The sequence below is a fragment of the Serratia sp. K1WW1 genome (genome assembly GCF_055790865.1).
Window position 1 is genome coordinate 2,414,652 of the sequence record NZ_CM147697.1, and the last position, 12,669, is coordinate 2,427,320.

18 protein-coding genes and 1 riboswitch are annotated in these 12,669 nt (G+C 53.0%); of the genes, 12 read left to right on the forward strand and 6 right to left on the reverse strand.

Annotated features, from left to right (window positions below):
• Positions 1 to 227 precede the first annotated feature (227 nt).
• A complete protein-coding gene (gene cbpA / locus ACX9GU_RS10880) occupies positions 228 to 1,148 on the forward strand; it encodes a curved DNA-binding protein (protein WP_021805649.1) in 921 nt (306 codons plus the stop codon).
• A complete protein-coding gene (gene cbpM, locus ACX9GU_RS10885; protein WP_021181020.1) occupies positions 1,148 to 1,450 on the forward strand; it encodes a chaperone modulator CbpM in 303 nt (100 codons plus the stop codon). Before cbpA ends, cbpM begins: the two co-directional genes overlap by 1 nt.
• A 476-nt stretch (positions 1,451 to 1,926) precedes the next feature.
• Here cbpM and ACX9GU_RS10890 read toward each other — a convergent pair whose 3' ends face one another.
• Positions 1,927 to 2,139 carry a YccJ family protein gene (locus ACX9GU_RS10890; protein WP_021181021.1) on the reverse strand — a complete coding sequence of 71 codons (213 nt, stop codon included), beginning with the start codon at positions 2,137 to 2,139 and terminating at the stop codon, positions 1,927 to 1,929.
• Between the two features lie 169 nt (positions 2,140 to 2,308).
• Between ACX9GU_RS10890 and ACX9GU_RS10895 the strand changes: the two genes are divergently transcribed.
• The 6 genes from ACX9GU_RS10895 to ACX9GU_RS10920 all read left to right on the forward strand — a co-directional run bounded on the left by ACX9GU_RS10895 (position 2,309) and on the right by ACX9GU_RS10920 (position 5,557).
• Positions 2,309 to 2,548 (forward strand): DUF2766 family protein, encoded by a 240-nt coding sequence (locus ACX9GU_RS10895; protein WP_021181023.1) that lies wholly within the window; start codon positions 2,309 to 2,311, stop codon positions 2,546 to 2,548.
• Positions 2,549 to 2,668: 120 nt separating this feature from the next.
• Positions 2,669 to 2,812: a PhoP/PhoQ regulatory lipoprotein MgrB gene (gene mgrB / locus ACX9GU_RS10900; RefSeq protein ID WP_473194761.1), complete on the forward strand. Its 144-nt coding sequence runs from the start codon at positions 2,669 to 2,671 to the stop codon at positions 2,810 to 2,812.
• Between the two features lie 98 nt (positions 2,813 to 2,910).
• On the forward strand, positions 2,911 to 3,192 hold the full coding sequence (locus ACX9GU_RS10905; RefSeq protein WP_473194762.1) for a YebO family protein: 282 nt from the start codon (positions 2,911 to 2,913) through the stop codon (positions 3,190 to 3,192).
• Between the two features lie 202 nt (positions 3,193 to 3,394).
• Positions 3,395 to 3,697 (forward strand): phage protein NinX family protein, encoded by a 303-nt coding sequence (locus tag ACX9GU_RS10910; protein ID WP_024486479.1) that lies wholly within the window; start codon positions 3,395 to 3,397, stop codon positions 3,695 to 3,697.
• 90 nt (positions 3,698 to 3,787) lie between these two features.
• Positions 3,788 to 4,024, forward strand: coding sequence for a DUF4060 family protein (locus ACX9GU_RS10915; RefSeq protein ID WP_021181027.1), 237 nt, complete (start codon positions 3,788 to 3,790; stop codon positions 4,022 to 4,024).
• 162 nt (positions 4,025 to 4,186) lie between these two features.
• Entirely contained in the window at positions 4,187 to 5,557 is a 1,371-nt protein-coding gene (locus tag ACX9GU_RS10920) for an amino acid permease (RefSeq protein WP_473194763.1), read from the forward strand.
• Between the two features lie 36 nt (positions 5,558 to 5,593).
• On the opposite strand, the gene ACX9GU_RS10925 is transcribed toward ACX9GU_RS10920, so the two are convergent.
• Positions 5,594 to 5,878 carry a hypothetical protein gene (locus ACX9GU_RS10925; RefSeq protein ID WP_021806780.1) on the reverse strand — a complete coding sequence of 95 codons (285 nt, stop codon included), beginning with the start codon at positions 5,876 to 5,878 and terminating at the stop codon, positions 5,594 to 5,596.
• 213 nt (positions 5,879 to 6,091) lie between these two features.
• Here ACX9GU_RS10925 and ACX9GU_RS10930 point away from each other — a divergent pair, with 213 nt between their 5' ends.
• The 3 genes from ACX9GU_RS10930 (at position 6,092) to cspE (ending at position 8,206) form a co-directional block, all read left to right on the forward strand.
• On the forward strand, positions 6,092 to 7,090 hold the full coding sequence (locus tag ACX9GU_RS10930) for an MBL fold metallo-hydrolase (RefSeq protein WP_473194764.1): 999 nt from the start codon (positions 6,092 to 6,094) through the stop codon (positions 7,088 to 7,090).
• Positions 7,091 to 7,838: 748 nt separating this feature from the next.
• Positions 7,839 to 7,955: a DUF2627 domain-containing protein gene (locus tag ACX9GU_RS10935; protein ID WP_002211058.1), complete on the forward strand. Its 117-nt coding sequence runs from the start codon at positions 7,839 to 7,841 to the stop codon at positions 7,953 to 7,955.
• A gap of 41 nt (positions 7,956 to 7,996) precedes the next feature.
• On the forward strand, positions 7,997 to 8,206 hold the full coding sequence (gene cspE / locus ACX9GU_RS10940; RefSeq protein WP_002221949.1) for a transcription antiterminator/RNA stability regulator CspE: 210 nt from the start codon (positions 7,997 to 7,999) through the stop codon (positions 8,204 to 8,206).
• A 65-nt stretch (positions 8,207 to 8,271) separates the two neighbouring features.
• On the opposite strand, the gene pgeF is transcribed toward cspE, so the two are convergent.
• Positions 8,272 to 8,985 (reverse strand): peptidoglycan editing factor PgeF, encoded by a 714-nt coding sequence (gene pgeF / locus ACX9GU_RS10945; protein WP_473194765.1) that lies wholly within the window; start codon positions 8,983 to 8,985, stop codon positions 8,272 to 8,274.
• 145 nt (positions 8,986 to 9,130) lie between these two features.
• On the opposite strand from pgeF, the gene rlmA reads away from it, so the two are divergent.
• Positions 9,131 to 9,946, forward strand: a complete 816-nt coding sequence (gene rlmA, locus ACX9GU_RS10950; protein WP_473194766.1) for a 23S rRNA (guanine(745)-N(1))-methyltransferase — start codon at positions 9,131 to 9,133, stop codon at positions 9,944 to 9,946.
• 387 nt (positions 9,947 to 10,333) lie between these two features.
• Here rlmA and mntP read toward each other — a convergent pair whose 3' ends face one another.
• The 3 genes from mntP to ACX9GU_RS10965 form a co-directional block, all read right to left on the reverse strand.
• Positions 10,334 to 10,900, reverse strand: a complete 567-nt coding sequence (mntP, locus tag ACX9GU_RS10955; protein ID WP_024487163.1) for a manganese efflux pump MntP — start codon at positions 10,898 to 10,900, stop codon at positions 10,334 to 10,336.
• Between the two features lie 10 nt (positions 10,901 to 10,910).
• Positions 10,911 to 11,091, reverse strand: a riboswitch (yybP-ykoY riboswitch).
• Positions 11,092 to 11,309: 218 nt separating this feature from the next.
• A complete protein-coding gene (locus ACX9GU_RS10960) occupies positions 11,310 to 11,768 on the reverse strand; it encodes a DUF986 family protein (protein ID WP_021181034.1) in 459 nt (152 codons plus the stop codon).
• 55 nt (positions 11,769 to 11,823) lie between these two features.
• Positions 11,824 to 12,666, reverse strand: a complete 843-nt coding sequence (locus tag ACX9GU_RS10965) for a PTS mannose transporter subunit IID (RefSeq protein ID WP_071682965.1) — start codon at positions 12,664 to 12,666, stop codon at positions 11,824 to 11,826.
• Between the last annotated feature and the right edge of the window lie 3 nt (positions 12,667 to 12,669).

Sequence of the window (12,669 nt, forward strand, 5' to 3'; positions counted from 1 at the left end):
AACCTGTTGACCGGCTCAGATATGGGCCGAGTCATCAACACTTTGTCAGCACCGCAATTCCCGCACGTTCCGCAACAAATCAGCCCGAAACGCTAAATCACCGCGTGAAGTGATGCGCATACTGCACTAACTGCTTGATGGCGCTACAATGAGTCTTATCTCCTCAACTTGCTCACGTATCAACGCGCTATCCACTTTTCCGGCCACAGTAAAGAGACCATAGCATTATGGAAATCAAGGATTACTACGCCATTCTAGAGGTTAAACCCTCAGATGATATCAAGGCTATCAAAACCGCCTACCGCCGCCTGGCACGCAAATATCACCCCGATGTCAGTACCGAGCCCGATGCCGAAACGCGCTTTAAAGAAGTCGCAGAAGCCTATGAAGTGCTGAAAGACAGCGAACGCCGGGCCGAATATGACCAAATGCGGCTGCATCGTAACGAGCCCAATTTCGGCCGCCAGACCCGGCGTGAAGAGTATGGTGGTGCCGAGGATTTCTCCGACATCTTCTCCTCGATGTTTGGCCAGCGTGCGCGTGGCCGCCAGCAGGGCCAACCGCGTGCGGCCCGTGGGCAGGATGTTGAGATCGGCGTGGCGCTGTTCCTGGAGGAAACCCTCACCGAGCAAACCCGCACCCTGAGCTATAAGGTGCCGGTGTACAACGCATTTGGCCAGACAGAGAAAGAGATCGCTAAAACGCTGAACGTGAAAATCCCGGCGGGCGTGGCAGACGGGGAACGTATCCGCGTGAAAGGCCAAGGCGTGCCTGGTATGGCTGGCGGAGCCAATGGCGATTTGTACCTGATCATTCAACTGGCACCGCATCCGTTGTTTGAGGTGATCGGGCACGATCTGGAAATCGTTCTGCCCTTGGCACCTTGGGAGGCGGCGTTAGGAACCAAGGTTTCTGTGCCCACACTGGCGGACAATATCCTGTTGACCATCCCTGCGGGGAGCCAGACCGGGCAGCGGTTACGCGTCAAAGGGAAGGGGCTGGTCAGCAAAAAAGAGACCGGCAATTTGTATGCGGTGATCAAGATTGTCATGCCGGCCAAACCCGATGCAGACAGCGCCGCACTCTGGCAACGACTGGCCGAGGCGAATCAGGCCTTCGATCCTCGTACGCAATGGAGTAAAGCATAATGGCCAAGCTACAGATAACCCTCACCATTACCGAGTTTTGCCTGCATACCGGCGTAACGGAAAGCGAACTGGCCGAGGTGGTGGGGTTGGGAGTGATCCAGCCCCGCGATCTGACGGTGGATGATTGGCTGTTTGATGATGGGGCGGTGGCGGCGTTTAATCGCGCCCAGCGTCTGCAACGTGAACTGGCTCTGGATTGGCCCGGTATTGCGGTGGCGCTGACGCTGCTCGATGAGATTGAACAGTTGCGCAGGGAGAACGCTCAGCTACGTCATCGTCTTGAGCGCTTTATCGCAGAGTAAAAGTGCAGTGATTCATCATGAGCATTAGTTGACTCACCTTGGCCAAAGGGGCGATCGAGTTTGCTATCAGTTGCGGAAACTTACCTGACCACGGCATTGAATCAGCGCTTTTTATGGAGGGAAACGGATCGATCACGGTACCTGACTATATCGCTGTACTAACTCCCTCTCCCTGCGGGTTAGGGTTAGGGAGCGAGTTTGCTATCAGTTGCGGAAACTTACCTGACCACGGCATTGAATCAGCGCTTTTTATGGAGGGAAACGGATCGATCACGGTACCTGACTACATCGCTGTACTAACTCCCTCTCCCTGCGGGTTAGGGTTAGGGAGCGAGTTTGCTATCAGTTGCGGAAACTTACCTGACCACGGCATTGAATCAGCGCTTTTTATGGAGGGAAACGGATCGATCACGGTACCTGACTACATCGCTGTACTAACTCCCTCTCCCTGTGGGAGAGGGTTGGGGTGAGGGGCCTCAGACGTTTTTACGCTCGATGGTTTCTTCGCCCCAGTACAGTTGGTCGGCTTCGGTTTTACTGAACGCCAGCGGCAGTACTTCATCGCTGCCTTCTTCCCAAATTTTTTGCGCCAAAACCTCGTCATTACCGGCCAACTCAAAGATCGCTTCGGCAATTTCTACCGAGGTTTCACGCACTGTCGCCCAAGATTTCACATTATGATTTGCCATGACTGCTCTCCTGTTGAGTGTGAGGCACAGCCTAGTATAGGCCACAATTCTGCCGCTGGTTTTTGCAAGGCATGCGTATTATTGCCGAAAATTCAGGGCGGAACGCCTGCGGCAAAATGCAAAACGGCGTGGTATTCTTTGCCGCGTTTAAATCAACAGAGGAAAGATTATGTCTAGCGCACTGAGCAACGATCAAGAACTGGTTTCCGATCTGGTTGCCTGCCAACTGGTTATCAAGCAGATCCTGGATGTGATCGACGTGATCGCGCCGACCGAAGTACGGGACAAGATGGCCAGCCAGCTCAAGAGTATCGATTTTAGCAGCCACCCGGCCGGGGCCGACCCGATCACCAAGCGGGCGATTGAAAAAGCGATTGCGCTGATTGAGATGAAATTTAACCGCGAGTAACCGGGTTATCTTTTGTTCCAGATGGGCTGAGAAATCTAAACGGCCGGTTAAACTTCGTTTAAGTTGCCTATGCTAGCATTGATGATTAGGTTAACAACATAATCATAAGGCTGCTAAGGTTTGGGGCGTAAAAAACTGCTGGTGCTAGTGGCAACGCTGATTGCCTGCTTGCTTTTCTATCTGCTGGCTCTGGATAGCTATTGCGATCAAGGTGGGAAGTTTGCACTGGGCATTTGCTCAATCACGCGTATCGTTCCCTGGTAACATGGCGAGATAACAATTTTTCGCAAACTTGCCCCTGGCCTTGGTGAGAATGTTACTATATCAGCTTGGTTGAGGCAGTAGAGTAGATAGGGTTGTCCATGTTTGATTTAGCTTCTGGCCCGTCCGGCCTGATTTCCATCGCCGTTGTGGCGTTGGCCGTATTGTTTGGCCTGTGGGTCTGGTTCATCGTGAATCGCGCCAGCGTACGCGCCAACGAACAGATCCATCTGTTGCAGGAAATCGCCGAGCAGCAGCGCCAGCAAACGGCACTGTTAAAAACGCTGGTGCAAACCGCCCGCGGGGACAAGGCATCGGTTGACGATTATGATGATGACCTTAGCCCGGCACTGAGTTATAAAGGGTTTATCCCAGAGCGTTAATCGCCCCCCTCATTTGGTGAGAAGGTTAAGGACACGTCGGTTATCTCAGTTTCAGTTTTAACCGGATCGCCTTCTCACCATTCCTCTGCAACAATCTGCCATTCCGTTAGTAAAAATAATGTTTACGGCCCGCGAGCTGTCATAAATCTGTCGTATTGGCGTCGTAATGTAGCGCCAACTCTACGAAAGATGGATATCAGCAATGATTAGATGGTACGAAGAAAGCGACGCCGAAGTAAACCGCAGCATTGCGTTAATCACCGGGGAAAATCCGGACAAATGGTACCCTTACGGCGGCGTGAAAGGGAAAGATTACTGCAAGAACCCCTCCGATGCCTGGCCGATTATTTGCGCCAACAAAATAAGCCTTAATGCCCCCGAACAAAGTGACCAGCCACAGTGGCAAGCCAGTATGATCACCCAGCAAGGGGAGTGGCAAGCTGGCAGTCACAGCCCGTTGCGTGCCGCAATGATCTGTTTTTTATTGAGTCAGCAAGCGCAATAAATCAAATGTTAGTCGATAATGTAGATGACCCGTAATGATGAGACACCGCCTTATTCTGACAATGGACCTGTCGCTGACGGAGACTGTTTTATGAAGCGCATTATCAAAGGTGATACCACTCTCTCTCATTTAGTGATTGCCCATGCGGCGATCGATTGTCATGCCAAAAGCTATGGGCTGCACCGACAGGGCTGGCCCTCAACCTACCTGATAAAGTATCAAAACGATCGCGTGGCGGTGGAGGTCATCACCCGCCGTCAATCCTATGTGGCGACGCTGATGATTGGCGCACGTAACCTCAGCAAACTGTGCGGTATGCCAAGCTAGCTGGCATAGCAAACCTCCTGCAACCCTCTGGCCCGGTTAACGATCGCCGGGCTCTAATCCTTGATGCCTGAAAGGTTAAGTGTTAAAACGCCCGCAGGTTTATTTATTGGTTGGCGATATCTTGCGCAATGCTGCCTGGATACTCAGCCGGACGAGGATAAGATGGGCGGTCAGCTTCAGGATACCCCGCTAAAACGCGGTTTAAAAAATAGACACATACAACTTATTGCCCTGGGAGGTGCCATCGGTACCGGCCTGTTCCTGGGTATTGCACAAACCATTCAGATGGCCGGGCCTTCCGTGCTGCTAGGCTATGCCATAGGTGGTTTTATTGCCTTTTTGATTATGCGCCAGCTGGGGGAGATGGTAGTGGAAGAGCCGGTGGCCGGTTCCTTTAGCCATTTTGCCTATAAATATTGGGGGGACTTTGCCGGTTTCTTATCCGGTTGGAACTACTGGGCGATGTTTATCCTGGTCGGTATGGCGGAACTGACCGCCGTAGGGATTTATATTCAATACTGGTGGCCGGAAATCCCAACCTGGGCATCGGCGGCGGTTTTCTTCGTCGTGATTAACCTGGTCAATCTGGTGAACGTACGCCTGTATGGGGAAACCGAGTTCTGGTTTGCCATCATCAAGGTGGCGGCGATCCTGGGGATGATCGTATTTGGTGCCTACCTGTTGGCCAGCGGCAACGGTGGCCCGGAAGCCAGCATTAGCAACCTGTGGGATCAGGGCGGTTTCATGCCACACGGCATTAGCGGCCTGGTGATGGCGATGGCGGTGATCATGTTCTCGTTCGGTGGGCTGGAAATGGTGGGTATTACCGCAGCAGAAGCCGCCGATCCGCGCCGTAGCATTCCTAAAGCCACCAACCAGGTGGTGTATCGTATCCTGATTTTCTATATCGGCTCGTTGACGGTGTTATTGTCACTTTATCCGTGGGGCAAGGTTGTGGAAGGGGGCAGTCCGTTTGTGATGATCTTCCATGCGCTCAACAGCAACCTGGTGGCGACCATGCTCAACGTAGTGGTACTGACGGCAGCGCTGTCGGTCTACAACAGCGGCGTGTATTGCAATAGCCGGATGCTGTTTGGCCTGGCGACACAAGGCAATGCGCCAAAGGCGCTGACCAAGGTTAACAAACGTGGCGTACCGGTGCTGTCTATCGCCTTATCGGCGCTGGCTACATCGGTAGGCGTATTGATTAACTACGTCATGCCCGGCGAGGCGTTTGGCTTGCTGATGGCGCTGGTGGTCTCGACGTTGGTGATTAACTGGGTGATGATTTGCCTGGCGCACCTGAAATTCCGCGCGGCCAAGGATCGCCAAGGGGTGATCACCAGCTTTAGGTCGCTATGGTATCCGTTTGGCAACTATCTGTGCCTGGTGTTCCTGTCGTTGATCCTGGTGATCATGTACTTCAGCCCAGGGATCCGCATCTCCGTAGTGTTGATGCCGGTTTGGGTACTGTTGTTGTGGGTTGGATTTTTGCTGACTCGGCGTAAAAAGGCGGGTGGTAACAAGAGGTAGTATTCACGTTGGAGGCGCCGCAGCGCCTCCGAACGGTTAACGGGCGACGGCATTGCCCTGAGGGTGGCGCCCCAGCCGCAGCAGCTTTCTGCACAGCAGGAACAGGGTGCTGATAACATCAATCACCACCACGCTAAGCATCAGCAGGCCCAGCATAAAAAACCCTGCCAGGGTGCTTGCCAGTAACAGCAGCGGTGACGGTACGCGTAGCCGGCGCAGCTTCATTGCCAGATACATTTTCCAGTATTGCCCTTGCGTCGCCAGCGCTCGGCGATAGCGGCCCATACGAACGCGTGACTTGCCTGATGCAGTCCGGCTCATAACTCCTCCTTTTTCAGAATGTCCTAGTAAGTAAATCACAAGGTTCTTAAGAAAGGCTTAACAGGTTCTTGGCGACCTTGGCCTTCTTACTCTGGCTATGACAACAACATCCACAAAAAGGTCAGTTGTTTGTCATTGCGATACTATAAGCTATTGGGTAGGCAATCTTGTAACGATTGCGGCACCACTATGGTACTACAGGGAGAGAATGGGTTGAAAATAACCAACAAATATTACGACGCCAGCAAAGCGCATCATACGCCACAGGGATTCTGCAACCCGGAGCCGTCGTTACACCAGGCCGGGGATCTGAAGCGCTGGCAAGACGAACGCAAGAAGCTCGGCCTGCCCAAACCTCCTCAGGCAGGCTACGAGCAGTTTATCGCCAACTGGTGGCAAGCCGCCGATCTGAGCGGCGATGAGGACCGTGTATGGTGGTTGGGCCATGCTTCTCTCCTGTTGCGCCTGGGGGGCCGGCACGTGCTGATCGATCCGGTACTGTCGCCCAGGGCATCACCTGTGAGCTTCTACGGCCCACATCGCAAGACGCCGCCCCCGCTAACGGTAAAACAGCTGCCAGCGGTAGATGTGGTGCTGATTTCCCACAATCACTACGACCATCTGGATCGTCAAACCATCAGGGAACTGACCAAACGCTTTCGCAATGCCACCTTTGTTGTACCGCTGGGCCTCAAACGCTGGTTCAGCCATTACCCGGCCAAACGGGTGGTTGAACTGGATTGGTGGGAGAGCCTGACGCTGGATGAGATGACGTTCTACGCCACGCCAGCACGCCACTGGAGCATGCGTACACCGTGGGATCGTAATCGTTCTCTATGGTGTGGCTGGGTGATCCATCACCCGGCGCTGCGTTTTTATTTCTCTGGTGACAGCGGTTACAGCGAACGGTTGGTCGATATCGGCACCCGCCTTGGGCCGTTCGATATCGCGGCGTTGCCCATTGGTGCTTACGCCCCAAGATGGTTCATGCAAGAGCAGCATATGGATCCGCAGCAGTCGGTGAGGCTGTATCAGCAATTGAACGAACCCAGAGTGATCCCTATCCATTGGGGCGTGTTTGAATTGGCCGATGAATCGTTGGATGAACCACCTGTGCAACTCAGCCTGGCACTTCGCGAGGCAGGGGTTGAGCAGCACAGTTTTTATCCGCTGAAGATTGGTGAACATCTGGAGGTTAGCCCTAACTCCTAATGAGTATCATGGGGTTGCGGCGTACCCTGCATCGGATGGCGCTGGGCGTGGTGCGGCTTTGCGGGGTTTACGGCGGGTAATGGATAAAACCGTCACGCCAAGATTAGCGAAAAAAAATGCCTTGGCGATTTCGTTAATCTTCGGCGGAAATAGCCGCTGAGTGGGTAGGTGGTATTTTTATTATTTTTTTTATCCTTACTAACTTAGCTACGGATATAAACCCGCAGGGCGGGGTGGCTATTTCGTCCACTTGCACATTCTTGGTGCAAAATTTGGCTCGCTGCATGATTATGCACTGGCCTGTGTGAGCGTTTTGGCCCGAGTGAACGGTTCTGTTGCGGGGGCCCAAAGCATAACTATCCTGCTATGACAGGCTTTGCTAGCCAAAGGTCGGATCAGTTGGTCGTTTGGCCCCTGAACATCGATATTCAATAGTTGCATATAAAATTCCATAAAGATTCAAATTTTTTTACGTTCTTTGGCCTGCCTGCGGCTTATATGTGGTCAAAATCGCTCGCTGCCGAGTTGAAAGAATTGTTAAAACTGAGGCGCCACGCGGAGTACAGCGCGGCTTCTTTACAAAGCAGAAAATAGCCAAGGCTTCAACCTCTTTTGCCCTATTTAAGCTATTCTTGCGGCTGACCGTTTCAAATATGTGCGACACGTCCATGAGTGATTAAAAATGGCTTGCCAACGATTCCAGAGTATGTGATAACGCACTTGGGTAAAACGAGGTACAGTTCTGTATATGTGTGGCATTTTCAGTAAAGAAGTTCTGAGTAAAGACGTTAGCGTTGAATACCGCTTCTCTGCCGATCCTTATCTTAGTGCCTCAAGCAGTAACGACTCTAGTTTGTCTATGTAACGCCTACGGGCGGTTTAAACAATCCAAAGGAAATACTCAAGATGGCAAAGATCAAAGGTCAAGTTAAGTGGTTCAACGAGTCTAAAGGTTTCGGTTTCATCACCCCGGCTGACGGCAGCAAAGACGTGTTCGTACACTTCTCTGCAATCCAGGGTAACGGCTTCAAAACCCTGGCTGAAGGCCAGAACGTTGAGTTCGAAATTCAAGATGGCCAGAAAGGCCCATCTGCAGTAAACGTTACTGCAATCTAATCAGCGTCAGCTGAACAAAAAACCCGCCTTAGTGCGGGTTTTTTCGTTTCTGGCGTCGATGAATATCACCCTGTGATGATGATGCCGGAATACTGATTGCGGCCTTTAATCCCCGGATGGTTGGGATCTTGTGCGCGGCGATGGCTGTTGCGGCGATAGCTGGTGTATTTAAAGCGCTGGGGCTGCCGTGGGTCGCTGTTGAGCGTGCAGATGGTGCAAGAGCCTGCGTGATCGACCGCGGCGAATCCCAGGGCTTTGAGCTTGTTTACGGCGATGGCGGCCAGATCCAGATGGCGGTGGGTCGGGCTGATCAGCTCTGCTGGCAAGGGCAGCGCCTGCTGAAACTTTTCGACCAGCTCCTGGTTAACCTGATAGCAGCAAGCGCCCGCAGCGGGGCCGATGGAGGCCACCCAATTGGCGGTATCGTCATCCTGGCCGATGCGTTTGGCCATCTGCTCCAGAATGCCATCCAGCAGGCCGCGCCAGCCCGCATGTACCGCAGCAATGGCGCTACCGTCTTTACGGCTGAAAATCACCGGCAGGCAGTCTGCGGTTAATACGCTGATCAGGATCCCTGGCTCACGGGTAAAGAAGCCATCGGCCTCACCGCATTGCTGGCCCGCCTGATGGATATCGACTATGCGAGTACCGTGTACCTGTTTTTTCTCAGGCAGCGTATTGCGAAAGGGCTGTAACGGCGTTGGCAGCAGGGCACCTTTATTGCCAAAGCCATGAGCGATGCCAGGAACGCCGCTGAGCAGCGGGGAATAGTCGGTCATAGAACGTCTTTGCCTGTGGCTGAGAGGAGATATCCAGTGTAGCCAGCTTTTGGATTACTTGGCTAGTGGCAGATGGGCATCCGCCTTGCATCGTACACCAGCCTTCTTTAGACTACCTGCGCCATCTCTCTTCGGGATCTCATCCATGTCTTATCAGTGCCCCCTGTGCTTCCAACCGCTTGATTTCGCAAACCAACAGTGGCGTTGCGAAAATAACCATCAATTCGACCGTGCCAAAGAAGGGTACGTCAACTTAATGCCGGTGCAACACAAGCGTTCTAAACAGCCGGGTGACAGTGCCGAGATGATGCAGGCCCGCCGCGCATTTCTTGACGGCGGCTACTACCAGCCGTTGCAACAGCGGGTGGCCGAGCTGTTAGCCAGCTCCTTGCCTATTGAGCCGCAGACACTGCTGGATATTGGCTGTGGTGAAGGCTATTACACGGCCGCCGTGGCGGCACGCTTGTCTCAGGAACGGACCGTAATGGTGTATGGCCTGGATGTTGCCAAGGTGGCTATCCGCTCGGCGGCCAAACGCTACCCGGCGGTCTCTTTCTGTGTGGCTTCCAGCCATCGCCTGCCGTTTGCTGACGCGTCGCTCGATGCTGTGTTACGTATCTATGCCCCCTGTAAAGCCGAGGAATTGGCGCGGGTAGTCAAGCCGGGTGGGGTGGTTGTGACAGTGTCACCGGGGCCTCGGCACCTTTATCAGCTAAAACAGCAGGTTTATCAGGAGGTTCAATTGCATGCGGAGCATGATGAGCAGCTTGAGGGCTTTAGCTGTGAATTGGCCGAGCCATTGGCGTATCCGATGGCGCTGCCGGGTGAGCAGGCTGCCAATCTGTTGCAGATGACGCCGTTTGCCTGGCGCGCTTCACCGGAGGTGCAGCAAGGTTTGCTCGACATGGCCACCTTTGCCTGCGAGACGGATTTCGCCATCCGCTTGTACCGCCGGGGCTGAGTGGCATCAATGTTAACCTTCCCCTCACCCCAACCCTCTCCCACAGGGAGAGGGAGCTGATAGCCCCTGCTTTTTTGGAGGTAAAGAGATCACCTGAGCAACTCGAACACCCATCTTATCCAAGGTGAGGGAGCTGCCTGGAGTAGGTAATTGGCCCGTGTAGCTTCGGAAAGTAGGGAGTAAAAGCAAGAAAGTTAAGGTATTACGCCGAAAGATCAACGAACTCGATCGGCTCTTTGGGGAGAGGTAATTGGCCCGTGTAGCTTCGGAAACTAGGGTGTAAAAGCAAGAAAGTTGGGATATTACGCAGAAAGATCAACGAACTCGATCGGTTCCCTCTCCTTGGGGAGAGGGTTAGGGTGAGGGAGTCTTCTTCGCAGCCAAGGATTAAGCCAGGTAGCCCAAGTGTTCCAGCAGGATATTAAAGCCAATCCCGATCAGCACCACGCCGCCAAGAATTTCTGCGCGCTTGCCCAGCAGCGGGCCGATAAACCGGCCAACCATCATCCCCAGCGTCGCCATGATCATGGTTGCCATACCTATCGCCATCGCGGTATGCAGGATATTAACCTGCAGGAATGCCAGGCCCACACCGATGGCCATCGCATCCAGACTGGTGGCAATGGCCGTAGCGACCAGCACCCAGAAGCCATGACGATTGACTTTCTCTTCTTCCGGCTTGTTTTTCACCCCTTCAACGATCATGCGTGCGCCAAGGATAAACAGCAGGCTAAAGGCGACCCAGTGGTCCCACTCCATGATGTATTGGCTGGCAAACAGCCCGATACCCCAGCCGATAAGCGGGGTAATGGCTTCAATGATGCCAAAGATCAGACCGGTACGGATAGCTTCGCGAAAACGCGGTTGATGCAGAGTGGCACCTTTGCCGATCGACGCGGCAAACGCGTCCATAGACATGCCAAAAGCCAGGATAAGAGTTGCGGAAAGGTTCATTGAAATAGTCTCGGCCGGGTGGCTCCATATACACGTAACCCACCCCCAACCATACGACGGAGTTACGTGCCTATGGTCTCGCCAACCTACCTGGCTGCCCGCACCACGTTTCGCTGACGAAACGAGTATGTTGATACGGGCGTTTCTGGTTATGACTCCCCAGAAACCGGCTACTCCCCAATGACGGCGCAACCATACCATAATATTTTTGCTGCGGACAACGTTTAATTTCACCGGGGTATTGGGTGAAATTGAGACTTATTTTCATTAGCGTGTTTGTTGAGGGAAGTAATGGCGATAGTTGCATCAATGGTGTGGAAATAATAAGCAGAAAAAACACCAGCCATGCTGATTAATTACCCAAACAAAGCACTGTTAATTAATCAGTATGGGGAGGGTGGTTTTTAACTCATTTATTTTCAAGGAAAAAATGATAGATTTTTTCCAGGTCATCCAAGTGCGTCACCTGGATTAATAACCGGCGCTGTTCTAAGTCGATAACCAGAATGCCGTCTTCGGATAAATTCATGGCTTTGATGCGTCGATAGTCAATAAACGCATTTGCATAGAAGAAGCCCGTAGTTTTAAACAACATTTTGGGCTTGCGGATATAGGAGATATATACCGCCATCAACGCCAGGGAAATTAGCAGGTAGGTAGTTATCGGCGCTCCCTGCTCGACCAGGTTGCGGTAGATCAGGATGGCGATCAGACCGACGAAGATCAGGCAGTCCAGGCGGTTACCCCGCTTGAGCTGCACCTTTAACAGCGTTTTTCCTTTCAGCAGGTTCATGCCGAACTCGTCATACAGCGCATACGCCAGCATCAGCAGAATAAAAATCAGTATTACGCCATCGGTCAGCGACATCTCACCACTCCATAAATAAAAAAACCGGGGGTTGCCCCCCGGCCATCAATTGCTATTACAGACCTAACAGACCAATCCAGTAACCGAAGATACCGATGGCGAAGAAGCCGATAATGATCCACAGCGCGTTGACCTTCTTGCGCAGTAGCCACATACAGCCGAAGGTCAGCAGTAGCGGTACCAAGCCAGGCATCAACTGGTCAAGGATGGTTTGTACCGTGGTGACGTGGGTTTGCCCGGTCTGGTCGGTAATTTTTGACACCACCAGCGGGATATTCACGTGCGTCCACTTGTTAACCAGGGCCCCCATGACAAACAGGCCGAGGATGGACGCCCCTTCCGTCAGTTTTTGCAGGAAACCACCGCCCATATCGCTAACGATATCGACCCCTTTTTGATAACCGTAGGCGACACCGTAGTAACGAACCAACAGGCGTACCAGGTTAAACATCACGAAGAACAACAGCGGGCCGAGCAGGCTGCCACTCATGGCAATACCGGCACCCAATGCGGCAAATACCGGGCGAACGGTACCCCAGAATATCGGGTCACCGACGCCGGCCAGTGGCCCCATCAAACCTACTTTGATGCCGTTGATGGCCGCATCGTCGATCGGTGCGCCGTTGGCACGCTGTTCTTCCATCGCCATGGTAACGCCAAGTATTGGCGCTGCGACGAACGGTTGCGTATTGAAGAACTCAAGATGGCGTTTGATTGCCTGCTTGCGTTCGTCGTTGTTGTCCGGATACAGGCGACGGATCACCGGTACCATGGAGAAACAAAAACCTAGCGCCTGCATACGTTCGAAGTTCCATGAACCCTGGAACAGGTTGGAGCGTACGAATACGCCTCGAATATCGGCAGGTGTCAGTTTCTTTTGAGTCGTTGTATCAACCATTTC

Excerpts from the sequence above, each read along its gene's own strand:
- pgeF (WP_473194765.1), bottom strand. The coding sequence starts at position 8,985 with ATGACCGACTATTCCCCGCTGCTCAGCGGCGTTCCTGGCATCGCTCAT.
- ACX9GU_RS10920 (WP_473194763.1), top strand. The coding sequence starts at position 4,187 with ATGGGCGGTCAGCTTCAGGATACCCCGCTAAAACGCGGTTTAAAAAAT.
- ACX9GU_RS10965 (WP_071682965.1), bottom strand. The coding sequence starts at position 12,666 with ATGGTTGATACAACGACTCAAAAGAAACTGACACCTGCCGATATTCGA.
- ACX9GU_RS10890 (WP_021181021.1), bottom strand. The coding sequence starts at position 2,139 with ATGGCAAATCATAATGTGAAATCTTGGGCGACAGTGCGTGAAACCTCG.
- ACX9GU_RS10915 (WP_021181027.1), top strand. The coding sequence starts at position 3,788 with ATGAAGCGCATTATCAAAGGTGATACCACTCTCTCTCATTTAGTGATT.
- ACX9GU_RS10910 (WP_024486479.1), top strand. The coding sequence starts at position 3,395 with ATGATTAGATGGTACGAAGAAAGCGACGCCGAAGTAAACCGCAGCATT.
- ACX9GU_RS10960 (WP_021181034.1), bottom strand. The coding sequence starts at position 11,768 with ATGTCGCTGACCGATGGCGTAATACTGATTTTTATTCTGCTGATGCTG.
- mntP (WP_024487163.1), bottom strand. The coding sequence starts at position 10,900 with ATGAACCTTTCCGCAACTCTTATCCTGGCTTTTGGCATGTCTATGGAC.
- cbpA (WP_021805649.1), top strand. The coding sequence starts at position 228 with ATGGAAATCAAGGATTACTACGCCATTCTAGAGGTTAAACCCTCAGAT.
- cbpM (WP_021181020.1), top strand. The coding sequence starts at position 1,148 with ATGGCCAAGCTACAGATAACCCTCACCATTACCGAGTTTTGCCTGCAT.
- cspE (WP_002221949.1), top strand. The coding sequence starts at position 7,997 with ATGGCAAAGATCAAAGGTCAAGTTAAGTGGTTCAACGAGTCTAAAGGT.
- rlmA (WP_473194766.1), top strand. The coding sequence starts at position 9,131 with ATGTCTTATCAGTGCCCCCTGTGCTTCCAACCGCTTGATTTCGCAAAC.
- ACX9GU_RS10925 (WP_021806780.1), bottom strand. The coding sequence starts at position 5,878 with ATGAGCCGGACTGCATCAGGCAAGTCACGCGTTCGTATGGGCCGCTAT.
- ACX9GU_RS10905 (WP_473194762.1), top strand. The coding sequence starts at position 2,911 with ATGTTTGATTTAGCTTCTGGCCCGTCCGGCCTGATTTCCATCGCCGTT.
- ACX9GU_RS10895 (WP_021181023.1), top strand. The coding sequence starts at position 2,309 with ATGTCTAGCGCACTGAGCAACGATCAAGAACTGGTTTCCGATCTGGTT.
- ACX9GU_RS10935 (WP_002211058.1), top strand. The coding sequence starts at position 7,839 with ATGTGTGGCATTTTCAGTAAAGAAGTTCTGAGTAAAGACGTTAGCGTT.